21 protein-coding genes are annotated in these 24,129 nt (G+C 40.9%); 17 read left to right on the top strand and 4 right to left on the bottom strand.

Features of this window, described 5'->3' with window-relative positions; genetic code table 11:
- Positions 1 to 71: 71 nt before the first annotated feature.
- On the bottom strand, positions 72 to 1,739 hold the full coding sequence (locus MHB37_RS15490) for a ribonuclease J (protein ID WP_256715769.1): 1,668 nt from the start codon (positions 1,737 to 1,739) through the stop codon (positions 72 to 74).
- A gap of 123 nt (positions 1,740 to 1,862) precedes the next feature.
- Between MHB37_RS15490 and MHB37_RS15495 the strand changes: the two genes are divergently transcribed.
- The 6 genes from MHB37_RS15495 (at position 1,863) to MHB37_RS15520 (ending at position 8,186) form a co-directional block, all read left to right on the top strand.
- Positions 1,863 to 2,339 carry a GNAT family N-acetyltransferase gene (locus MHB37_RS15495; RefSeq protein WP_076184542.1) on the top strand — a complete coding sequence of 159 codons (477 nt, stop codon included), beginning with the start codon at positions 1,863 to 1,865 and terminating at the stop codon, positions 2,337 to 2,339.
- Between the two features lie 117 nt (positions 2,340 to 2,456).
- Positions 2,457 to 2,990, top strand: a complete 534-nt coding sequence (locus MHB37_RS15500; RefSeq protein WP_076125775.1) for a TetR/AcrR family transcriptional regulator — start codon at positions 2,457 to 2,459, stop codon at positions 2,988 to 2,990.
- A gap of 13 nt (positions 2,991 to 3,003) precedes the next feature.
- Positions 3,004 to 3,330: a multidrug efflux SMR transporter gene (locus MHB37_RS15505; RefSeq protein WP_036677974.1), complete on the top strand. Its 327-nt coding sequence runs from the start codon at positions 3,004 to 3,006 to the stop codon at positions 3,328 to 3,330.
- A gap of 17 nt (positions 3,331 to 3,347) precedes the next feature.
- Entirely contained in the window at positions 3,348 to 3,707 is a 360-nt protein-coding gene (locus tag MHB37_RS15510) for a multidrug efflux SMR transporter (RefSeq protein ID WP_076217536.1), read from the top strand.
- A 290-nt stretch (positions 3,708 to 3,997) separates the two neighbouring features.
- Positions 3,998 to 7,552 (top strand): discoidin domain-containing protein, encoded by a 3,555-nt coding sequence (locus MHB37_RS15515; RefSeq protein ID WP_405169550.1) that lies wholly within the window; start codon positions 3,998 to 4,000, stop codon positions 7,550 to 7,552.
- A 292-nt stretch (positions 7,553 to 7,844) separates the two neighbouring features.
- Positions 7,845 to 8,186, top strand: a complete 342-nt coding sequence (locus MHB37_RS15520; protein WP_036677965.1) for a DUF1801 domain-containing protein — start codon at positions 7,845 to 7,847, stop codon at positions 8,184 to 8,186.
- An 80-nt stretch (positions 8,187 to 8,266) separates the two neighbouring features.
- On the opposite strand, the gene MHB37_RS15525 is transcribed toward MHB37_RS15520, so the two are convergent.
- Positions 8,267 to 8,689: a MarR family winged helix-turn-helix transcriptional regulator gene (locus MHB37_RS15525; RefSeq protein WP_172628892.1), complete on the bottom strand. Its 423-nt coding sequence runs from the start codon at positions 8,687 to 8,689 to the stop codon at positions 8,267 to 8,269.
- Between the two features lie 276 nt (positions 8,690 to 8,965).
- Here MHB37_RS15525 and MHB37_RS15530 point away from each other — a divergent pair, with 276 nt between their 5' ends.
- The gene (locus MHB37_RS15530; RefSeq protein ID WP_076184547.1) at positions 8,966 to 10,489 is read left to right on the top strand and encodes an MDR family MFS transporter; all 1,524 of its coding nucleotides are present in this window, start codon (positions 8,966 to 8,968) and stop codon (positions 10,487 to 10,489) included.
- A 78-nt stretch (positions 10,490 to 10,567) separates the two neighbouring features.
- On the opposite strand, the gene MHB37_RS15535 is transcribed toward MHB37_RS15530, so the two are convergent.
- Positions 10,568 to 11,653, bottom strand: coding sequence for a helix-turn-helix transcriptional regulator (locus MHB37_RS15535; protein ID WP_339191007.1), 1,086 nt, complete (start codon positions 11,651 to 11,653; stop codon positions 10,568 to 10,570).
- A gap of 128 nt (positions 11,654 to 11,781) precedes the next feature.
- Here MHB37_RS15535 and MHB37_RS15540 point away from each other — a divergent pair, with 128 nt between their 5' ends.
- The 10 genes from MHB37_RS15540 to MHB37_RS15585 all read left to right on the top strand — a co-directional run bounded on the left by MHB37_RS15540 (position 11,782) and on the right by MHB37_RS15585 (position 23,014).
- The gene (locus tag MHB37_RS15540; protein WP_248548236.1) at positions 11,782 to 12,861 is read left to right on the top strand and encodes a saccharopine dehydrogenase family protein; all 1,080 of its coding nucleotides are present in this window, start codon (positions 11,782 to 11,784) and stop codon (positions 12,859 to 12,861) included.
- Positions 12,862 to 12,896: 35 nt separating this feature from the next.
- Positions 12,897 to 13,463 carry an adenylyl-sulfate kinase gene (gene cysC / locus MHB37_RS15545; RefSeq protein WP_405169551.1) on the top strand — a complete coding sequence of 189 codons (567 nt, stop codon included), beginning with the start codon at positions 12,897 to 12,899 and terminating at the stop codon, positions 13,461 to 13,463.
- Positions 13,464 to 13,628: 165 nt separating this feature from the next.
- On the top strand, positions 13,629 to 14,399 hold the full coding sequence (locus MHB37_RS15550; protein WP_076274454.1) for a flavodoxin family protein: 771 nt from the start codon (positions 13,629 to 13,631) through the stop codon (positions 14,397 to 14,399).
- Between the two features lie 76 nt (positions 14,400 to 14,475).
- On the top strand, positions 14,476 to 16,860 hold the full coding sequence (locus MHB37_RS15555) for a polyprenyl synthetase family protein (RefSeq protein WP_405169552.1): 2,385 nt from the start codon (positions 14,476 to 14,478) through the stop codon (positions 16,858 to 16,860).
- A 166-nt stretch (positions 16,861 to 17,026) separates the two neighbouring features.
- Positions 17,027 to 17,524 (top strand): RNA polymerase sigma factor, encoded by a 498-nt coding sequence (locus MHB37_RS15560; protein ID WP_076125874.1) that lies wholly within the window; start codon positions 17,027 to 17,029, stop codon positions 17,522 to 17,524.
- 17 nt (positions 17,525 to 17,541) lie between these two features.
- On the top strand, positions 17,542 to 19,023 hold the full coding sequence (locus MHB37_RS15565; RefSeq protein ID WP_076184553.1) for a DUF4179 domain-containing protein: 1,482 nt from the start codon (positions 17,542 to 17,544) through the stop codon (positions 19,021 to 19,023).
- A gap of 58 nt (positions 19,024 to 19,081) precedes the next feature.
- Entirely contained in the window at positions 19,082 to 19,708 is a 627-nt protein-coding gene (locus MHB37_RS15570) for an HAD family hydrolase (RefSeq protein ID WP_076184554.1), read from the top strand.
- 215 nt (positions 19,709 to 19,923) lie between these two features.
- Positions 19,924 to 21,291, top strand: a complete 1,368-nt coding sequence (nhaC, locus tag MHB37_RS15575) for a Na+/H+ antiporter NhaC (RefSeq protein WP_076184555.1) — start codon at positions 19,924 to 19,926, stop codon at positions 21,289 to 21,291.
- A 94-nt stretch (positions 21,292 to 21,385) separates the two neighbouring features.
- Positions 21,386 to 22,606, top strand: coding sequence for an enhanced intracellular survival protein Eis (eis, locus tag MHB37_RS15580; RefSeq protein ID WP_405169553.1), 1,221 nt, complete (start codon positions 21,386 to 21,388; stop codon positions 22,604 to 22,606).
- Positions 22,607 to 22,690: 84 nt separating this feature from the next.
- Entirely contained in the window at positions 22,691 to 23,014 is a 324-nt protein-coding gene (locus MHB37_RS15585) for a hypothetical protein (protein WP_036677934.1), read from the top strand.
- Between the two features lie 44 nt (positions 23,015 to 23,058).
- Here MHB37_RS15585 and MHB37_RS15590 read toward each other — a convergent pair whose 3' ends face one another.
- The gene (locus MHB37_RS15590; RefSeq protein WP_405169554.1) at positions 23,059 to 23,934 is read right to left on the bottom strand and encodes a deoxyribonuclease IV; all 876 of its coding nucleotides are present in this window, start codon (positions 23,932 to 23,934) and stop codon (positions 23,059 to 23,061) included.
- Positions 23,935 to 24,129: the final 195 nt, after the last annotated feature.

Raw genomic sequence — 24,129 nt, forward strand, 5'->3', positions numbered from 1 at the left:
ATGTAGTTAAAATCTATCCTCTACAACTGGATACAAAGAGAAAAGGAGCTCCCCACGGGAACTCCTTTTTATTAAACCTCAATGATGATTGGAAGAATCATTGGCCGCCGTTTCGTTTTTTCGTATAGGAACTTACTTAATGATTCTTTGATGGTCTGCTTGATGATATTCCATTGGCCGAGATCCGTTTCGTTCATTTTTTTAAGGGTCGATGTTACATGCTGGTTGATCTCGTCCATTAAATTATCGGAGTTACGGACATAAACGAATCCCCTGGAAATAGTGTCTGGCTCGTTTAATAGACGTCCATCGGTTTGGCTCAGTGTAATCACTGTAATCAGAATGCCGTCTGCTGACAGCTGGCGACGATCGCGAAGCACAACATTTCCAATATCTCCGATCCCAAGGCCATCTACTAGAATTTGCCCAGCAGTCACTCGACCGGATTGGCGGACAACACCAGACGATGACTCAACGATGTCTCCATTTTTTAGAATAAAGATATTTTCCGGTTTGACGCCTACCGCCTCCGCTAACAAGCTGTGATGATGCAGCATACGGTATTCACCATGAATCGGAATAAAGTATTCAGGTTTCATTAGAGTCAGCATTAGCTTAAGCTCCTCTTGGCTGCCATGCCCGGAGACGTGAAGCTCACTGCGTGAACCATAGATGACTTTAGCACCCAGCATATATAAATTATCGACAATCCTTGAAACATTCCGTTCATTTCCCGGGATGGGATTGGCTGCGAGCAGCACCGTGTCCCCAGCCTGGATCTCCATCAATCGATGGCTTGAGTTCGCTAAGCGGGATAGTGCGGCCATGGGCTCTCCTTGACTGCCTGTACATAAAACAGTTACCTGTGCCGGAGGGAGCTTAGCAGCTTCTGCAGGTTCGATCAGCATATCGTCCGGAATGTTCAAATAACCGAGTTCTTGGGCCACTCTGACTACATTTACCATACTTCTGCCGAGTAAGGTCAATTTACGTTCAGTTAAATGAGAAGCATCAATGATCTGCTGTAGACGATGTACATTTGAGGCGAAGGTAGAAATAAAAATTCTACGGTCTGCTTTTAAAAAGGCTTCTTCTATGTGAGCGCCAACAAGCTTTTCAGAAGGGGTGAAGCCAGGACGCTCAGCATTAGTGCTTTCTGACAGCAAGATCTTTACACCGTTTTTCCCAATATCGGCCATTTTATGTATATCTGGATACTGCTTGTTGACAGGCGTCATGTCAAATTTGAAGTCTCCCGTATGAACTACGATACCTTCAGGTGTATCGAATACTACGCCAAGGCAATCTGGAATACTATGATTTGTATTAAAAAATGTTGTAGTAATGGCTCCCAGGGTTAACGTAGATTCTGAATTAATACAATGGAGTTTCGTTTGTCGTAAAATTCCATGTTCCCTAAGTTTATTTTCGATTAATCCTAAGGTTAAACGGGAAGCATATATTGGGATATTCAACTGTTTAAGCAGGTAAGGAATCCCGCCGATATGATCCTCATGTCCGTGAGTCACCACCAACGCTTGTACCTTATCAATATTATTTAATAAATACGAAACATCAGGAATAATTAGGTCAATCCCTAAGAGACTTTCATCTGGGAATTTAGAGCCGCAATCAATGACAACAATATCATCTGCGTATTGCAGGATATACATATTTTTACCAATTTCATGAACCCCGCCTAATGCTGCAATCGAGAGTTGCTTAGCTGCCATTTTCATTGAAGCCCCTCCTAAATAAATTTCTCTATATTATGTTTGAATCCCATTATAATTATCCATTCTGAAGCTTGATACAATATAATAACTGAAGAAAGCTAATCGAAAGATAGGAGAACGTTACTCATGAATATCCGACTATTACAAATGAAAGATAATAGCTCCATTGAAAAGGTCATTAGGGACTGCCTAATTGAGTTTGGCGGGAATCGCTCGGGTCTAGCCTGGGAGGATGACAGCCTGCATCATTTATCAGATGATTATAATCATAGTGAGAATCGGGCTTATTGGGTTGTCGAAGAGGGAGGGGAAGTATTAGGGGGTTGTGGCATTGCTCCTTTCGGGAATGATGACAAGATATGTGAGTTGCAAAAAATGTATTTATCTCAGTCGATTAGAGGTAACGGGATAGCCAAAGAACTTTTAAATACAGCGTTGGACTTTGCTAAGCTTCATTACAACCAATGTTATTTGGAGACACTTCAAAACATGCACGCAGCTAACCGTTTCTATATGAAAAATGGATTTGAGCTTTTGGATGAACCGCTTGCGGGGTCGGAGCATTTCGCTTGTGATGCTTGGTATATTAAAAATTTAATGTGAATTGCTTTAAAAATGTTGGAGGCCTGGATTACCAGGCTTTTTTTGATCTAAGGTAATGATTTTTTATTTGACAATAAAACCGTCCAGACGGTATAGTAAATAACAGAGGTGATTATCGTGAACAGTAATTCAAAACGAAGTAGTATTTTATTAGCAGCTTCTATAGTAGTTAAAAATAATGGGGTGGAGAAGCTTACGCTTGAAGCCGTTGCCAAAGAAGCGGGGGTCAGTAAAGGTGGACTGCTGCACCATTTTCCGAATAAGGAAGCTTTAATAAAAAGTATGGTGGAAGAGTTAACAAGTGATTTTTTCAGTAATGTTCAAGAAAGAGTAGCGAATGCATCTAGAGAAACGGGGAAGTGGGGACGAGCGTTTGTTCAGGCGATTGACGACGATCTTAAGGAAGAGCAAGAGATTAGCACCGCGCTTTCGGCTGCTCTTTTTACGAATCCGGATATCCTTAAGAAATTTCAAGATCAATACTCAGTATGGCAAAACAATATAGAGAACGATGGAATAGATCCTGTACGTTCCACAATTGTCAGGCTGGCAGCGGACGGTTTATGGTATTCAGAAATGTTCGGATTAGGAGCTTTAGATAAGGATTTACGAGATAAAGTAATTCAAGAATTAATAAACATGACGGAGTAAGGAGGGGCTATTGTTGAATTCATATGTGTTACTGGCAACAGCGATTATCTGCGAGGTATTTGGTAGCTCCATGCTTAAGGTTTCTAACGGGTTTAAAAAGATTTTACCTTCAATAGGAGTCGTACTCGGCATGGGTTCAGCCTTTTATTGTCTTTCTTTAGCGCTTTCAACGATTCCACTAGGGACGGCTTATGCTATTTGGTCGGGGGTAGGTACGGCTTTAACTGCGTTAATTGGAGTCATCATTTATAAAGAAAACTTCAATCTGAAAAAACTACTCGGCCTGATTCTTATCATTGGTGGAGTAGTCATTATGAAACTTTCTGGTGGATCTCATTAGAGCTTGGAGGAAATGTTATGAACAAGAATAAGGGTTTTTGGGTACTTGGGGTAGCTATTATAAGCGAAGTAATAGGTACAACTATGCTGAAAATGTCAGAAGGGTTCACACAAATATTGCCTACTATAGGTGTTATTATTGGTTTTATTATCGCATTTTATAGTTTGTCCATAAGTCTCAGAGTTTTACCTTTAAGCCTAGCTTATGCGATTTGGGCAGGTGTAGGTACAGTTCTAACCGCAATCGTTGGTATCGTAATATGGGGGGATCCATTTAGTATGCTTACACTTGCAGGCATAGTATTAATAGTTGGAGGTGTGGTTTTATTAAACTCTCCAGATTCAGCTAATGAAAAAGAACTTAAAACGACAAGTTAATCTTCATAAAAAACTAGGGCCTGAGAAATCAGGCCTTTATTTGATGGACGTGATGTTAATAGATTCCATATTTAGGGTAGTTTCGCGATATTGGTATCACATATCTTTTCCGTAGAATTACATCTTATAGCTTGATCCGCTCTTTCTCTATAATGAGAGTGTCTCACATTGAAAGGAGGATCGGTTGTTATTTAATGTGCTCTGAGATGAATTTGATTGTAAACGCTATCATTTGAGCACTCCGATAAGGCGACACGTTAGTGAGTATCTACATTAAGAGGAGGATTATAATGCGCAACAAGTATGTCGTATGGTCGCTTGTAGTAACCCTGTTGATTTCAAGTTTATACCTGGCAGCGGGTCCGTTCACATTTGTTAGTGCCTCTGGTGGCGCGAATTTGACGCTGGGCAAAACTGTGACGGCTAGTGGTCAATCACAAACGTATAGTCCAAACAATGTGAAAGACAGCAATCAAGAGACGTATTGGGAAAGCAGCAATAATGCATTTCCGCAATGGATCCAAGTAGATCTCGGTACAGAGACAAGTATTGACCAAATCGTATTGAAGCTTCCAACGGGCTGGGAGACGCGTACGCAAACACTCGCCGTTCAAGGCAGCACAAATGGATCTACATTCACTGACATTGTTGGTTCAGCTGATTATGTGTTCAATCCTTCAGCAGGAGGGAACACCGTTAAGATTGATTTTTCAGCAACCAGCACTCGTTATGTACGCCTGAATGTAACAGGTAATACGGGTTGGCCGGCAGCGCAAGTATCTGAGTTCGAAATTTATGGAGCTAGTACACCAACACCGACGCCAACAGCCACACCAACGCCAACAGTTACACCAACGCCAACAGCCACACCGACGCCTACAGTCACACCAACGCCAACAGCCACACCAACGCCAACAGTCACACCAACGCCAACAGTCACACCGACACCAACGCCAACAGCCACACCAACAGTCACACCAACGCCAACAGCCATACCGACAGCAACGCCAACGGCCACACCTGTTGCGGGCAGTAATATCGCGGTTGGCAAATCGATTACCGCATCTTCTAATACGCAATCATTTGTGGCAGCAAATGCTAATGACAACAACACCAACACATACTGGGAAGGTGGCAGTAATCCTAGTTCATTGATACTTGACCTGGGGTCAAACTACAACGTTTCCTCCATCGTTCTAAAGTTAAATCCAGCCGCTGCATGGGGAGCACGTACCCAAACGATTCAAGTGCTCGGTCACAATCAGAACACAACGACATTTGGGAATCTGGTGTCAGCACAATCGTATTCGTTTAATCCAGCTTCAGGAAATACAGTAACCATTCCTGTTACCGCAACTGTCAAACGTCTACAGCTTAATATTACTGCCAACTCGGGTGCTCCAGCTGGACAGATCGCCGAATTTGAAGTATACGGTACTCCAGCTCCGAATCCGGATTTGGTGATTACTGGCATGTCCTGGTCACCAACGAATCCGGTTGAGTCTAATGCGATTACGCTGAACGCAATCGTAAAGAATATCGGCAATGCCAGCTCTCCAGCTACTACTGTTAATTTCTATTTAAATAATGAGCTTGTAGGCTCAGCTCCGGTAGGTGTACTAGCAACTGGAGCATCGACAACAGCATCGATGACACTTACCGCAGGAGTTAAGCCTGCCGCAACGTATTCAGTTAGTGCCAAAGTTGATGAAGACAACCTAGTTATCGAACAAAATGAAGCGAATAACAGCTACACGAACCCAGCGTCACTTATTATCGCTCCAGTGTCCAGCTCTGACTTAGTGGGAACTGTTACATGGACACCAAGTAATCCTGTTGCTAATAACAATGTAGCGTTTAATGTAAATCTTAAGAATCAAGGAACCATTGCCTCTGCAAGTGGTTCACATGGTATAAGCGTTGTTCTTAAAAACTCTGCGGGTTCCACTATTCAAACCTATAATGGATCTTATAACGGTGCCTTAGCAGCGGGGGCAATAGTTAATGTAGCGATTCCAGGGACTTGGACAGCGATTAATGGTAACTACACAGTCACCACTACTGTTGAAGTGGATGCTAATGAGATAGTTGCCAAGCAAGCGAATAATGTAAGTGTTTCTAATCTCGTTGTCTATGCTGCGCGTGGTGCAAGCATGCCGTATAGTCGATATGATACCGAGGATGCTACACTCGGGGGTGGCGCGACATTGAAATCGGCGCCAACCTTTGATCAAGGATTAATCGCCTCTGAGGCTTCTGGCCAGCGTTATATAGCTCTTCCTTCGAATGGTTCGAACTTAGAGTGGACGGTCAGACAGGGTCAAGGCGGCGCAGGTGTAACTATGAGATTTACAATGCCTGACTCTGCAGATGGGATGGGATTGAATGGTTCACTGGATGTGTATGTGAATGGAGCGAAAGTAAAAACAGTTTCCTTAACCTCATACTACAGCTGGCAGTATTTCTCAGGTGATATGCCTGGCGATACACCTAGTGCTGGACGTCCACTATTCCGTTTTGATGAAGTTCACTGGAAGATGGATACACCCCTCCAACCTGGGGATAAGATTCGAATCCAGAAGAACAATGGAGATAGCTTGGAATATGGTGTGGATTTCATTGAAATTGAATCTGTTCCAACAGCAATTGCCCGCCCAGCTAACTCCGTATCTGTAACAGATTACGGTGCTGTGGCAAACGACGGACAAGATGATCTGGCAGCTTTTAAAGCTACTGTAAATGCAGCCGTGGCAAGCGGAAAGTCTATTTATATTCCAGCAGGAACCTTTAATCTTAGCAGTATGTGGGAGATTGGTACTGCTAGTAATATGATCAATAACCTCACTATTACTGGTGCTGGTCTCTGGCACACCAATATTCAGTTCACCAATCCTAATGCTGCGGGCGGTGGTATTTCACTCCGTATTTCAGGTAAGCTAGATTTCAGTAATGTATATATGAATTCTAATTTGCGCTCACGTTATGGACAAAATGCAATTTACAAAGGTTTTATGGATAACTTTGGAACCAACTCTATTATCCATGATGTCTGGGTAGAGCATTTTGAATGCGGAATGTGGGTAGGCGACTACGCTCATACACCTGCGATTTATGCTACCGGGCTGGTAGTTGAAAACAGTCGGATTCGGAACAATCTTGCAGACGGCATCAACTTCTCGCAAGGAACTAGCAATTCAATTGTACGCAATAGCAGTGTGCGAAATAATGGTGACGATGGTCTTGCAGTATGGACCAGTAACACAAATGGTGCACCTGCTGGTGTGAATAATACCTTCTCGTATAACACCATTGAGAATAACTGGCGTGCGGCAGCGATTGCTTTCTTTGGAGGAAGTGGTCATAAGGCTGATCATAACTATATCATTGATACAGTTGGTGGTTCCGGCATACGTATGAATACCGTTTTTCCAGGTTATCATTTCCAGAATAATACGGGTGTAGTTTTCTCAGACACAACCATTATTAACAGTGGTACGAGTAAAGATCTTTATGGGGGTGAACGTGGCGCAATTGATCTTGAAGCATCAAATGATGCTATCAAGAACGTTACATTTAATAACATAGACATCATTAATACCCAGCGTGATGCGATTCAATTTGGATATGGTGGTGGATTCGAGAACATCGTGTTCAACAACATCAATATTAACGGTACAGGACTTGATGGAATAACAACTTCACGGTTCTCAGGTCCACATAAAGGTGCAGCTATTTACACCTATACAGGCAATGGTGCTGCAACCTTTAATAACCTGACAACTTCCAACATTGCTTATCCGAATCTGAATTATATTCAGAGCGGTTTTAATCTAACGATTCATTAATTTTATGTACAAGCTAAAAGGGAGAAGCTCTTAGGAGCTTTTCCCTTTTAGCTTGTAACGAGCTGGATATCTCTAAATTGCCAGAAGGATAATGACTACATGAACAAGAAATTAATATAAGGGGAATTTAAACTATTAAATTTTTGAAATTCTTTTGCGGATGTGTTGATTTCATCATCTTATGTTCGTCATAGCAGATGCGTCGGATCTCAAAGGACCTCCTGATTTTGTTAAACAACTTACTGCGCTTATTCAGGCAAACCATTTAATTACTTAAAGGGAGAGATGAAAAATGAATCAGGAAGTAATCGATTTTATTGAAGCGCTAAAAGAATCATGGCAGGTGGAGTTGTCCACCTCACTACGTGAGGTTGTTCATCAGGCTATACCGGATGTGCAGGAACGTATTCAGTATAAGAAACCTCATTTTTTGAAAAATGGAAAATACGCTGCGGCCATCTCGACATCAAAAGACGCAGTCAGCTTTGTAATCTTTAATACAACCGAGCTAACGCTTCCAGAGGGAGCATTTGAGGGACCACCTGAAAGGAAAACCCTGAAGCTTCGAAAAGGAGACACATTTGATTCTGCACAATTGGTCTCTTTAGTTGCTCAAGCTTCAGCTTCACTTTGATCCATACTTATATTAAAAGGACGATATCTCAAAGTCATTTGACTTCATGGGAGATCGTCCTTTTTGACGATTATACAGTTTTAGTTACTCGTTGTAGTGCTGAGATAGTGAATCTGCTCTTCCAGGATGGTACTTGCTTTGCCTAAAAATGTTGTTATAAGCTCAAGCTCCTGCTCAGTAAAGGAAGACGCCAGTTTAACCATCTTAGTGTGCAAAGGAAGGTAGGCATTTCCAACCTCGTTATTCTCATATAAAGGAACAATAATCACCTTACGACGGTCATTGGGATCATGTTCTCTGCGAACAAAGCCGTTTTTTTCAAGTCGATCAACTAATGTGGTAATGCTGCCTGTAGTAAGTCCAGTTAATTTGGATAGCTCGCCTGCGGTGATAGGACCTTTTTCATGAAGGATATCTATAGATAGAAAATCGTTATTGTATAACCCTAGAGAAGTTGCTACTTTTTGCTGATACAAAACCGTTCGGCTGCCTAGGCCCCGCATGCGTAAAGTTAAGTCTTCCTGCTGAATTGTAACTTGATTGTGTCGATCTCTTGACAAAAGAGGACCCTCCTTTTAAAATGTTTATATCTTGATAGTCAAGATAATCAATGAACGAGATGCTTGATGAACATCTAATTAATTGTCTTGATTTTATCGAATTATTCACTAATTTGCAAAGGGTATAACATCACATGGTTTGGAATGAAGCCTGTGCACAATCCTTTAACAATTAGAGTAGAACTAAACATTTGGGAAAAGTGGAGGAGAAAAAGGAGCATGGAAAAGAAAAATAAAGTTGGGGTTATTATAGTAGCTCTATTGTTGGCTACACTTATGGCATCAATGGATAATACTATACTTGCAACCGCAATGGGAACCATTGTAGGTGACCTTGGCGGCTTTGACAAATTGATGTGGGTTACGTCCGCTTATATGATAGCTGAGATGGCGGGTATGCCGATTTTCGGTAAATTATCGGATATGTATGGACGTAAGCGATTTTTTATTTTCGGTATTATTGTTTTTATGATTGGTTCAGCTTTATGTGGTACGGCAAATTCTATTGTCCAGCTTAGTATTTATCGGGCAATTCAGGGTATTGGTGGAGGGGCACTCGTTCCTATTGCATTCACGATTATGTTCGATGTAGTGGCCCCAGAAAAACGGGGGAAAATCGGTGGGTTATTCGGTGCTGCCTATGGTATTTCCAGTATATTTGGTCCCCTTATTGGCGCTTATATAGCGGATTATATTCATTGGTCTTGGGTCTTTTATATCAATTTACCCATTGGTGTTATTGCATTCTTTATGATCGCTTTCTTCTACAAAGAATCTGTTGAGCATTCCAAAGAGAAAATTGATTATCTTGGGGCTTTTACACTTGTAGCTTCAATCCTTTGTCTCATGTTTGCGATTGAGCTCGGGGGTAAGAAATATGCTTGGGACTCGACAATGATTCTGGGATTGTTTATGGCTTTTGTTGTGTTTTTAATTGGTTTTATTGTTATCGAACGTCGTGCAGAAGAGCCAATCATTACCTTTGGTATGTTCAAGAATCGTCTCTATTCTACGAGTAATGTTATGGCGATATTTAGCGGAGCAGCATTTATTACAGCCTCGGTGTACATTCCAATTTATATTCAAGGGGTTCTTGGCGGGTCTGCCACAAATTCGGGGCTTGTTCTACTTCCGATGATGATTGGTTCTGTTATCACTGCTGCTGGCGGAGGATTCTTGCTCTCTAAATTTAATTATCGCACGATCATGATTTCTACGTTAGTACTCCTTGTTGCAGGTATGGCTCTACTTACCACACTAACACCAGACTCCTCCCGGTTTATAGTCACTATTTTTATGTTTCTGGTGGGTCTTGGCATAGGTTCATCATTTTCTGTTCTAAGCAATGCAGCGATTCATGGATTTACAGCAAGACAACGGGGTTCTGCAAGTTCGACACTTAGCTTCACACGGGAGCTGGGAATGACACTTGGCATTACGGTATTTGGTATTATTCAAAGTCACATTTTTTCGAATAAACTAGCTTCCATGTTCAGTAAGGGAGGCGCGGCACCAGAAGGTGTTAATCTAAGTGATCCAAGTACAATTTTGACTCCCGACACACGGGCCAAAATCCCCTCTGAGGTTCTTGATAAAATCACCGAAGGATTATCTTCTTCTCTTGTTCATACCTTTGCTTGGGCGATTATTCCATCAGTTATAGCTCTAATGGCAGCATTTGTGATGAGCAGGGAGAAGTTTGATCCTGCTTCTGAGCTGGAAGAATTTACGGCATCGCATTAAGGAAATAAAAGATAAAATAAAAGCCCAAGTCCTTTGTTAATAAAGGCTTGGGCTTTTTTGATAAGAAGCTCGGCGATCCTATTTCTCTGAAATGCTATATCGAGAATGTAAATGCCAGATAAGCTCTCTACGGCTACTGACACCTGCTTTAGCGAAAATGGATTTTAAATGATCCTGAACCGTGTAAGCAGAAATATGTAACTCAGCAGCCAATTCTTTAGTAGATAATCCGCGAATTACTCCTTCAAGTAAATGCTGTTCCCGTTTCGTCAGATCATACGCTTCTGCAATGATAGGAAGCATATCTGCTGGACGTGCAGGCTCGAATGAAATAGCAATTTGCGTCTGACCGTCGTATGCATGAAGCCGGCTAGCCCGGATCACTAGATAAGGTCCGTCTGACATCCGGATACAGGACTTTGCCATCCCCGAAGATTCAGAGGGACTATTGATTGCTTGTGTGCTCACCGCCCGAATTGGTCGTGGCAGGATATGGTGATCAATTTTTTCTAATGAACGAAGTTTCTCTAACCAACGGTCCGCTGTAGGATTAGAGGAGAGGAGCATTAGTTGATCAGAAAGGACGGCAATTCCGGAACCGTAATCTTCTTCCAGCCAAGTCTGATTTCTCTCAGGCAACTCAAGACTGAAAGCCCGCATTCTAGCGGCAATCTCAGGAAGCATTAAGCTTATCCACTCACAATCTTCCAGTGAAAATACAGGCTGACCGGACTTTCTGTAAAGTGTCAGATACCCCCAACACGCATCTCCATGAACAAGTACAGCGCGTAATTCATCCTCAAATCCTGCCGGAGACAGTACTTTTTGATAGCGGGCACTCAAATCTGGCTGCCCTTCGGTTGCTTCATATAAAGTAGCTACGTGCACTTTACTATGAACCATTTGCTCATAGGGATTAATATCGTCTTCACCGTATTCGATCTGGAACAAGTGATGATGAATGGATTCCACGTTATCTTCTGTAACCGCACCTGTCGAGAGTAGTGTCTGTGGATCAACATGGGTACAACAGGCAGCATCAAAGGGTACAGCCTCGCGTAAAATCGACAGTAATGAAGTACGGTAGCTATGTGAAGATTCAGAAACAGCACCTAACCTTATGATTTGTTGTTTAATATGATTAAGTTGTCTTATGGTTTTCATAGGTCAGCCCTCTAGTCATGGAGTATAAAAACAAGTATCCCACATTTATGGGATAGTGAATGTAAACCATATCCGTATAATTGAGAATGGTTCTTAATTATTTCTATTATATAGGATGCGGTGATAAAATGCAGAGAAAAGAAGATATTGTAGTCGTCGGTGGATATGGCCATGTAGGGCGTACCATTTGTGAAATCTTAGAGAAAAAATATCCTGGAAAAGTATATGCTGCAGGGCGAAGCCTTGTAAAAGCAAAGCAATTCAGTCAAGCAACTGATGGGAAAATTAAGCCGATGCAGTTGGATATTAATAAACCTTTACCTACTGATAAGTTAGAACGAGTGAAATTAATCATTATGTGCTTAGATCAAACGGATACGGATTTTATAAGAGCGGTGTTTCGAAGCGGTATTCATTATGTGGATGTATCTGCGAACGGTTTGTTTTTGAATGAAATTGAGAAATACAAGAGAGAAGCTGAAGACAATGGGTCAAGTGCTGTCTTAAGTGTAGGACTTGCTCCCGGCATCACTAATCTCCTGGCCCTTGAAGCAGAGCGGCAGATGGATCAGATTGAGGAGATAGAAATTGCGATTATGCTCGGATTAGGTGATTCTCATGGCAAAGCGGCGCTAGAATGGACAGTTGACAGTTTAGCAGCTAAGTTCGAAGTGAAGCAGGATAATCGCCAGGTTGAGGTGGAGAGCTTTACAGACAGAAGGTTGTATCATTTTGGTGATGAGATGGGTAAGCGATATGCTTACCGTTTTCCATTCTCAGATCAACAGACACTTAGCAGAACACTAAAATCATCGTCTATCTCTACACGATTTTGTCTTGATTCAGCTGTAGTTACTAAAATACTGGCAATAACGAAAAGAACTGGAGCCGTTCGCTTACTGCAAATAGGCTGGCTGAAGAATTCAATTGTTCGTGTTATGGGGCGGCTGCATTTGGGGGATGATGGGTTCGCTATTAAGGTTGAGGCACATGGAAGAAATTCAGAAGGTAAATTACTTCATGCGGATTTTTTATTACAAGGAAAGAATCAATCTATCATTACGGCAAAAGTAACAGCGGCAGTAGCAAAACATCTATATGATTCACCACCCCCAGGTGGAGTTTACCATATTGAGCAGATGACTGATATAGCGTATATACAGAAGGAATTAGGATCAGCCATTTCTCTCAAGACTGCGGTAAACTAGTATAATATTAATCATATAGAAAGGGGCGTCTTAGAATGAATAGAAAAGATAGGGAGCTGTTGAACGGTCATAAAGCGGGCGTGTTTTGGTTCACAGGATTTTCAGGTTCAGGAAAAAGTACACTAGCACAACAAGCTGAAAAAGAATTGTTTAAGCAAGGCATCCGATGTGCTGTGATCGACGGCGACCAGCTAAGGAAAGGTTTGAATATTGATTTAGGCTTTTCAGAAGAGGATCGTAAAGAAAATATGCGTCGCGCAGCCGAAGTAGCATCTATGTTTTTGGATCTAGGCTTTATAGTGCTTGTCCCGATGATTTCACCTTCTTCAGCTGCTAGAGAAGCGATTAGATATCGTTTTCAGTCTGGCGAGTTTGCAGAGATTTATGTGCAATGTTCATTAGAAACCTGCGAACAACGTGATCCTAAAGGGCTGTATAAGAAAGCTAGAAAAGGTGAAATTCGTGAATTTACAGGTATTGATGCTATTTATGAAGCCCCTGAACATGCCGAATTGACAGTTAACACAGAGATTTACGATATGGAGAGCAGTGTGAATCTGCTAGTTGATTTTGTTACACATAATTACGCTAAAAAGATATAGAGGGAAGTTAACAGAAGCCTGGTCAAGTCGGGCTTCTTTTTTTGCATTCTCAAATGGAATTATATCGCATAAAAGGGATCAAGGTGCTACAATATGAATGAATAAAATAATATTCATTCATATTGATGGGTGTTATTCAAAATATGCATATATGGAGGGGTTCAAATGAAAAAAGTTACTGCATTTATTGGGAATCAACAAAAGCATGCGACCTTTGAAGCGGTTTGTGAATTTGGCAATAATTTAAAAGCATATGGTGATATTGAATTTGAGTATGTCTTTTTAAAAGATTATCGGCTTGAATATTGCCGGGGCTGCAAGATATGTTTCAATAAAGGTGAGGAATATTGTCCACTAAAGGATGATCGCGATGTATTGATGGAGAAAATGATCCATTCTGACGGAATTATTTTCGCCACGCCTAATTATGCATTTCATGTATCGGCACCGATGAAGAACCTCTTGGACCGGCTTGCTTTTGTATTTCATAGACCTCGATTCTTCGGGAAAACCTTCACGGCTATTGTCAATCAGGGTATCTTTGGAGGCAGCAAAATTGTGAAATACCTTAGTAATATGGGCGAGAATTTCGGATTTCAAGTTACAAAAGGCTGTGTCTTGACTACTTTGGAGCCAAGAACAGAAGTTGCGCAGAAAAAAATGACGAGACAAATAAAGAAAGCCTCCGAAAGATTCTATAAGGACCTTATGTCGCCCGAGACTCCAGTTCCTTCTTTTCTCAGATTAATGCTGTTTCGAATGTCACGTACAAGTATAAAAACAATGCTTGATGATCATTCCAAGGATTATCGTTATTACAAAGAACAAGGCTGGTTTGAGTCGGGTTATTATTATCCTGTTTCATTGGGTCCTATAAAAAGGACAGCGGGTCTGATCTTTGACTTTATTGGGAAACGTATGGCGAAGAATTCGTAACCATAAAGACAATTCTCCGTATAAGATATGAACATGACCGACAATTAACCAAAAGAGAAGTTGAGGTAATCCACCTATGAATGTGAATGTAACCGATCATGCCGATTCAGCCTATTCGCTAGCTGAGCAGAGGGCGGCTCAGTATTTTGTTTCACTGCACATGCAGTTCAAAGAAAAAACTTATGTATCTACTCTCACTGAAGATATTCAATTATGGAAAAAACATCATATTCATCGCCGCTCATGGTTGTCATTTTTCTCTAGAGGGAAAAGGAAACCTGATTCGCAGGATTATCATAGGTATATAGGCTGGCTGAATCTTAACGGTAAATTGGATGATTATTTAGATCGCAGCGTGTCCTATTTATATATGAGGGATCTGGGCAAAGCCTTGGAATCTACTGATACACAAAACAGGATTCAGCGAATGGTTGCTGACATTAGATCTCAATTGATCCCAGACGATTCAACAACGATAAGAGATCAATCGGAATTTATGAGTTTGGCAGGAGTATATCGCTGGGCGCAGAAAGAAGGCGTCGAGACCGCCACCATCTGGGTGATCGACAAGCTAAAGAACGTATCAACCCATATTCCGCAGGAAATGAATGCCGAACAAGCGCAGCGTAAGTTAATTAAGATCATTATCGGGGTCATTCTGCATGTAATGGAGGAAATGGGGGAGAGTACCCCACCTTTGGAACGTTCTAAGAAGTTTAGTGAAGCCATTAGACTTGGTTATTCTTATGGGCTGACTTACCCTTTTATTGATGATCTTCTCGATTCCAGTGTCTTAACGGTTCAAGAAAAAGAGCAATTTTCCCTCATGATACGCGACGCTATCCTTACTAGATCTGTGCCTGAGCTTGGAGAATGGTCCGGAGAGAACATGGAATTCATTCGATACGTACATTCGGAGCTTAGTGAAGCTTTCGAATATATTAAAAGCTATCAACGTCCAGAAATGCAGAACATATTCTTCGAGCAATCCTTTGTGTTTTTTCAATCTCAGGAGCTGGACCGTGTTAAGGAACTTTCCAATGCTAAATACACCAATGAAGAGCTTTATATCCCCATTATCTTAAAATCCTCTTCTTCCCGTTTAATTGTCCGATCCGTTATTAGTGCACCTACAGATGATGGATTTGATCAACGCACTTTTTATTATGGTCTTTACAATCAACTGGCTGATGATTTTGCAGATATGTTTGACGATATGAAAGAGGGAGCGGTAACGCCGTATACCTATTTTCTGAAATACCGTGATCAACGTTCAGATTTGATAAACCCTTTTGAATTATACTGGACCGTCATCTCTCATCTAATCCATTCCGTATATCACTCCGATGCCAAAACCCGTGAAGTGATTCTAGATCGAGCAATTAACGGTTTGAAGCGTTGTAAAGTACGTGTGGGTACTGAAAAGTATAAAGAGATTATGGAGATCTTTGCTTCGGGTCAACCCGAATTTAATCGTCTCGTGCAGCAAATGGTGTTGAAAGCTGATGATGTGGATTTTTTTGACAAACTACTAAGAGATCAAATGCTTATGAATTTAAAAAACAACAAGCAGGAAAAGGTGGATTTTCACAATACGATTCAAAAGGTTCGTGGTGAAATCAACAATCAATTGCCGATTAATAAACCTGTTGGGACACCAGCTATGAAAGAAATGTTAATTGATGCAGCCAATTATAGTTTAGAGGGTGATGGCAAGCGAATACGACCTATCCTCACTTGGGTTATGGGGGTGAACGAATACGGATTAGACAGTGCGGCAATTGTGCCGCTTTTGAGGTCTTTGGAATATATGCATACTGCATCCTTAATTTTCGATGATCTGCCCTCTCAGGATAATGCCCCCACTCGAAGAGGCCGTTCAACTCTACATGAGGTGTATAATAGCGCAACGGCGGAATTGACAGGACTCTTTCTAATTCAGAAGTCGATTGAGGAACAGGCATCCCTTCATACATTCGATTCTATATCCGTAATTGCTTTAATGCAATATTCAGCTCAAAAGGCGGAAGATACCTGCATGGGGCAAGCGATGGATTTGAATTCTAAAGGGAAAGCATTGACGCTAGAGCAATTAAATATGATTTGCTTCTATAAGACGGGCATTGCGTTCGAAGCTTCACTAGTTATGCCAGCGATTCTCGCACAGGTTAAGGAGACAGAAATTGAAGCTTTGAAGAAATTCGCTTATCATGCGGGGATTGCTTTTCAGATTAAAGATGATTTACTCGACTTGGAAGGGGATTTACAATTACTGGGTAAGCCCACAGGGCAGGATGTTGAGAATAACAATGCAACGTTTGTCTCCATTCTGGGTTCAGAAGGCGCTAGAAAAGAGATGTGGGAGCACTATTGTCTTGCCATGGAGGCGCTAAAAGAGATCCCCCGCAATATCAATTTTTTAAAACATCTATTGAATTATATGGTTAATCGTGATCGATAAATATGAAAATGGAGTGTTGGCATCTTTGCCAGCACTTTTTTATGAAAAAAATCAATCGTTTTTACGTTCAACTCCGTCTTACTTATAAGAACATCAGAACGATGACTTTATCCTAATACCGACACTGACAAAAAAAGAGGGGGTGTGGTGAGTGGTGGATAGGACGATGGACGAGGTCAGAATGGTTGATTTTGCCCGAATGGATGAGGAAGTTTTCTTTAAACGCCTGTATGTGGAGCATCGGAAAATGTACACCGTCGCTTATAGTTATCTACGGACAGAAGCGGACGCGTTAGAAGTTGTACAAGAGGCTTCATGTCGAGCCTGGATGAAACGTAAGAAGCTTAAAGATGAACAGTCATTTACACCTTGGTTGATTCGAATTACGATCAATTGCTGTATGGATGAACTACGACGAAAAAAACGAGTGATTCCTACGGAGAAGCTGGCAGAGGTTGCAACTCAGGAAATGAAAAGTAACGACCGGATTGATCTGGAACGTGCTCTGAACAGGTTAAAGCCCAAATATCGGCATGTGGTACTTCTTAAATATTACAATGACATGACTACAATCGAAATCGCAAAAGTGCTAAAAAAACCTGAAGGTACAATCAAAACCTGGTTACGCGAGGGACTTAAACAGCTTCGTAATGTGTTGAAGTGATATGGGAGGTGAACAGAGTGACAGATAAAGAAGATCGTATTTTGCAGAAAAATGTTGATGAAATGAATCAGAATACTGAAACTTTACAGGAAATGAAAATTTATAACGCGATGCGAAAGGGAATTATGGAAGGAAAAAAACGTGAGAAACGCCGCGTTTATACCGCAGGTTTGGGAGTGATCGCAGCTGCAGCCGCAGCCCTATTATTTACATACTCTTCAATCGGGTTACCGGCCAAGGAAGTGGCTCAACCTTCAGTTCAAACCGCCAGCCCTAAAAATACAGATGATTTTGCAGCGTATCGTTCATTTTCAAGGTTAGAACCAGCGCTTGCTAGTGCTCTGGAACAGAATCTCGTGATGCCGGTGGGTCAGAGCGCGGAAAACAAGGGGTACCGAGTAGATGTAACTGGTGCAGTAACAGATGGAAGGAAGGTGTATATTCTATACAGTGTTCAGAACAATACAGACAAAGAAGTTATACATGCGAATTTTGCGCTTCAATATGAAGGCATACAGGAGTCGAATCTACATAAAGGTGCTGCACTAAGTATGCTTGCCAGCGATAACCGAATTCAACCAGGCCAGTCTAAGGATTTTATATACACTACTAGTCTTTCACCAACGGTTAAATATCCAAAGGAAGTAAACTATAATGTCATTCTCACTGAAACTTCAGATAAGGCGCTACAATCCAGTAGTAATAAGTACCGGACTAATCTGGATGTTGCTTTCGAACTTAATCCTGATATGCTCAAAGCACAGGAAAGAATTCTAAAAACGGATAAAACGCTGACAGTTGACGGGCAAAAGATTAAAGTGAATCTAGTGCAATATACACCGCTTAGTACCTATGTAGATTTGGAGTATGATCTGAACAATGATAAACAAATTTTTCAATTGATTAATCCAGTTCTGATTAATACAAATGGGGGAGCTACCGAAAAATTATTTTACCCCGACATCGTCAACTCTGACAATTCTGAAGTCTATTCGGACAACACCAAGTTTACGCTGGTGTTCAGGAACAGCCAGAGCAGCCTAAACCGTCAGCCAGACACCGTTTCATTAAAAACCTTTGGTATCTCGGCAGTGGAAAAGAATAAAATGAAAATTGTTGTCGATCTCAATAAGCAGCAAATCATTGAAGCACCGGGAAGCGGCCTTGAGCTTGTTTCTCCAACGCAAGAGAATTATGCAGATGAAGGAGAGATCTTGTTACGGCATACAATTACTGATGCCGAATATTTAAAATACTATACTAGACTTGCTGAGACTTTTACTGATGCGGAAGGAAATGTGCATAAAAGAGCAATCAAAACAACTTCGGCAGGAAACTTCGGTGGCTACATGACTTCAAAGGAGGGTACAGCCGTGGATGAAATGCGTTATACTTTTGGAAAGGGAGCGAAAGATTATCCTCAACCCCTAACGATTACGCTAGAGAAATATATCAATCCGATTATGGATACACAAGCCGTAGAGTTATTTTCTAAGTAATAGATTAAGCTTAACGATTAATAATCTTGTATTTGTTGTAATCCTATAGGAGGTAGTTATGCGTAAATATAACACTGTAATCTTTGATGTGGATGGAACCTTAATTGATACAGAAATCGCTGTTCTGAGTTCTCTGCAAAAGATGTTAAAGGTGGATCATAACAGAGAGTATGAATTGTCAGAGCTCTATTTTGTGTTAGGTATTCCCGGTTCAGCTTCATTACCACAACTTGGGATCGAAGATATTCATGAGGGCAATGAGAGATGGAATGTTTTCATGAAAGATTTCTATGATACTATTAACATCTTTGACGGAATTGTAGATGTAATGAGTTCATTACAGTCAAAAGAGATCGTTCAAGGAATTGTGACTTCCAAGACAAGAGCTGAGCTAAATGATGATTTCGTTCCATTTGGCTTAACTAAATATTTATCATATACCGTTATCGCAGAAGATACAGCAAAGCATAAGCCACATCCAGATCCCTTGCTAGAATTTATTAGAGTATCAAAAGCAAACCCTGAATCATCTATTTACATAGGGGACACGATTTATGATTATGAATGTGCACGAGATGCTGGTGTCGATTTTGGATTAGCTTTATGGGGATGCAAGCAGCATGAGCATATTCCCGCGAAATATAAATTTGAAACTCCGCAGGATATTTTAAAGCTGCAATTGTAAAGTGAATAGGATGAATATAAAGCAGAGCGGCATTTTGCCCTCTGTTTTTTTAATGGAAAAACCTTCATTGTATGTTCTTAACATTGACTCTTCTCTATCTTATCGTTAATATTACCTCTGTGCTTCATTGCCTAAAAGCCTAAAAGCTTAAAAGTAAGGAAGCGCCGCAATCTCCGAATTTTATCCCAATCACAATGTTAAGGAGCACTATCGTTATGGACCGTCAGCTTAGTTTTTCAAAAAGTATGATTATCATCGCTTTTATTTTTGCACTTCTTTTTGTATCTATTTTCCTATTAAAAGCAGAACCTCATATCCCCCTTCTCGCAACCACAGTTGGCACAGCAGTCTTATTGGGTTTATTTGGCGTGTCATGGAAAGATATTGAGGCAGCTATCATTAAAGGCATCCAAACAGCTATAATGCCCATTCTTATCCTCATGCTAATCGGAATATTGATCGCTGTATGGATGATGAGTGGTACGGTGCCTACACTTTTATTTTATGGTATGGATTATATTAATCCGAACTACTTTGCAGTAAGCGCGTTATATGTCACAATTGTCGTCTCTATGTTTACTGGAAGCTCATTCACCACCGTTAGCACGATCGGCGTAGCTTTGATGGGTATTGCTTTGACGACAGGGATTTCTCCCACACTTGCTGCTGGAGCGATCATTTGCGGAGCTTGTTTTGGTGATAAAATGTCACCCTTATCCGATACGACGAATTTTGCACCTGCAGTGGTAGGTATATCCTTGTTCACACATATTCGTAATATGATGTACACAACGATTCCGGCGCTTATAATAACTACTGTCTTTTTCTTGTTCGCACCAAAAGCCGATGCGATTGATTTATCGTCGATTCAGGGGATTAAGTTTGCTCTACAAGATGGATTTCATATCCACTGGTTGACTTTGATCTCACCACTTGCCGTTATTATTTGCTCAATCAAACGAATCCCAATCCTTCCTACACTGATAGTTGGTATTGTTACTGGTCTTCTAGTGACCGCTATTATTCAGCAGCAGGCAGAAATCGGTGTCTGGTTCAGTGTGATGCAGAATGGATACGAAAGTACTATTGCCAATGAAACCGTTGCTTCTATCGTTAACCGAGGTGGAATGCAATCAATGATGAGTTCCGTTTCACTTATCTTGATTGCTTTATCATTAGGCGGACTAATACAACATTGTGGTGTCATAGAGGCTTTTTTTCGCAAAATCATTCAACCCCTCAAACGTAAAAGCAGTATCGTGCTTATGAGCGGCGCATCATCCATTGCGGTTAATGGGATGACTGGTGAACAGTATCTTTCTATTTTGTTGCCTGGTCAAATGTTCAAAGATGAATATAATCGCCGAGGCATTCCAGCAAAGACACTATCCCGTACGTTAGAGGATTGTGGAACCCTTGTTAATCCTTTAATTCCTTGGGGAGTTAGCGGTGCTTTTTTCGCTGCTACACTAGGTGTGCCGGTAATTGAATATATACCTTATGCCACCCTTCTGTGGTTAAGCCCATTCATCACGTTTGCGTATGCTTTGATCCCGCAGCTGCAAAAGAATTCGCTAGGCTAACCTTCTCTGAAAGAATGTATTTATTGAACGGATATAAAGAATAATAAGAGTGATTTCTGATTTATATCTGGGGAATTCAGCGGGGGTATTGCTAGTGAGTCGCAATAAGTTACAGGACAGAATCAGGTTAGCAAATGTCGAGACTAAACATGCAGAGCAATTTAATAATTTATTGCGTTATGTATTTCAAGTGACGAATCGTGATTTACAAATCTTTGGTTGGGAAAATCGTGAAATCACCCAAGCGAAGCTGCCAGTTCTAAAGTATGCTGATGTAGTCGGTTGGTTTGATGGTGATAAATTGATTTCACAGTTAGCAGTATACCCATTTCAAGTAAATATTTTTGGGCGAATTTATGAGATGGGTGGCCTGACGGGTGTTGGAACCTATCCCGAATATGCTAATTTAGGTTTAATGAATAAGCTGATGTTGCATGCATTAACTAAAATGCGGGGCCGCAAGCAATCAATTTCTTATCTATTTCCGTATTCTATTCCGTATTATAGGCGGAAAGGCTGGGAGATCATTACCGATAAAATCTCATTTGAAGTTCCGGATACCCAGCTGCCGAAAACTAAAAAAGTTCCTGGGAACGTGGAGCGGGTAACTATTGAACATCCAGATATCAAGGAGATATATGATCAGTTCTCCATGCAGCATCATGGAGCTATGCTTCGAAATAAGTTGGCTTGGGAAGAATATTTACGCTGGGATCTGGATGAAATGACAGTGGGCATCTACTATAACAATGATGATTTGCCCACAGGGTATTTGTTGTATTGGGTTGCTGAGGAGATCTTTTACATCAAAGAAATGGTATATATTAACGAAGGAGCTCGCGTGGGATTATGGAACTTTATAAGTGCACATTTTTCGATGATTACTCTTGTCAAAGGGGATATTTATAAAGGGGAGCCGCTTTCCTTCGTTTTAGATGATGGTGACATCAAGGAAACCATTGCTCCTTATTTTATGGCCCGGATAGTGGATGTGCAATTATTTATCGAACAGTATCCGTTTAAAAAACAGGATAAAGATGGTTGCCTTATCTTCACCTTGAGTGATCCGATGCTGGAATGGAACCGGGGTACATTTACGCTTAATGTGGATAAAGATGGAACAGGTGTTTTGCACGCAGGAGGGACTAACCCTTCCTTGTTGATTGAGATTCCTACTTTAACCACGATGTTAATGGGCTATAAGCGACCTACCTATTTGGCTAGGATCGGTCGGATCCAGGCAGATGAAGCTACAGTTCAATTCCTGGAAGGGCTAATCAGGCCAGAACATCCTTATTTCTCTGATTATTTTTAAAAAGCATACTCTAATGAGTGTGCTTTTTTCTTCTTTTATAGTAGAATTGATTCTCGGCAACACTAAATGATATGGGGTGTAAGAATGGCGATTAATTTCACCAAACCAATGATCCAAAGGTTAGAACAAGAAATCATAGAGGTAGAGAGCAAGCTCAAAAACGTGAAGAACAAAAAGGAAAAATCCAAATTCAAAATTAATCAATTAGAACAGGATATGAAATTTAGCAAGTCTCACACAGATTTGAGCAGTAAAATGACGCGAATCAAAAAGCTTAACGATGAAATTAAAAACATGAATCGCCTGCAAGCTGATCTTTCCAAAGAATTAACAGCAAAGAAAAACTCGTTAAAAAAACTCCAGGTAAATGGAACCGCACCTACTACAATTGATTCCACAAAAGGATAGTCGATCATGGCTGCACAGATGAAAAACCGCGTAATTGGCGGTTTTTATTTTTTTACCAGCTCATCTGTTTCTCCCCTTAACAAGGAAATCTCATGCTTATAGGGTGCGTTTACATATTTCTTTTCACCGATGGAGGGAGTCTCTAGGAGTTTGGGAATGGTTGATAGTTGAGGATGGTGGACCACATATCGAAGCGCCTGAAGGCCGATATATCCGTGTCCTATATTTTCGTGCCTGTCTTTATGTGAGCCCATGATATTCTTTGAATCATTGACGTGAATTACCTTTAGTCGCTCTATTCCGATCAATCGATCAAATTTATCCAATATGCCATCAAAATCTTCTTTTAAGTTATAACCGGCATCATGGATATGGCAAGTATCCAAACAAATTGATAGGCGCTCATTATGGGTCACTCCATCAATAATAGCTGCAAGTTCTTCAAAAGAGACTCCACATTCACTACCTTTTCCAGCCATAGTTTCTAATGAAACCTGAACATTTCGTTTATCTGTTAGCACTTCGTTTAAGCCTTCCACGATCCGAGAGATTCCAGCTTGAGAGCCAGCACCAACATGGGAGCCAGGATGTAGGACGATTTGGGTTGAACCCAAAGCTTCTGTTCTTATGATTTCTGATTGAAGAAATCCTATACTATGCTTAAAGACCTGTGCCGAAAGTGTATTTCCTAAGTTAACAATAAATGGAGCGTGAACAATAATATTAGAAATACCGTTATCTCTCATATGAGCATGTCCCGCTTCAATATTCAAAGCTTCAATGGGTTTGCGGCGTGTATTTTGTGGGGCTCCGGTATAAAAAAGGAAGGTGGTCGCTCCATAAGAGGCTGCCTCTTCACTAGCTCGAAGGAGCATTTTTGTTCCGGTCATAGACACATGAGAGCCTAGGAGTAAAGACATCGGGGTTGACACTTCCTTTCCTCTGAAAAGAGAGCCATATTTAGTCACTATATATCCTATATGTCTATTATTATTTGTGAATTACCCGGATTATATGTATTGGTATTACAAGAAAGTAGGATGTTTTTTAGGGAAGATCAAGGTTGTCTCATCTGATTTATTATTTATGAGAGACAACCTTAGCGATCCGGAATT

The organism is Paenibacillus sp. FSL H3-0286, assembly GCF_045040705.1.
Lineage (GTDB): Bacteria > Bacillota > Bacilli > Paenibacillales > Paenibacillaceae > Paenibacillus_AQ > Paenibacillus_AQ odorifer.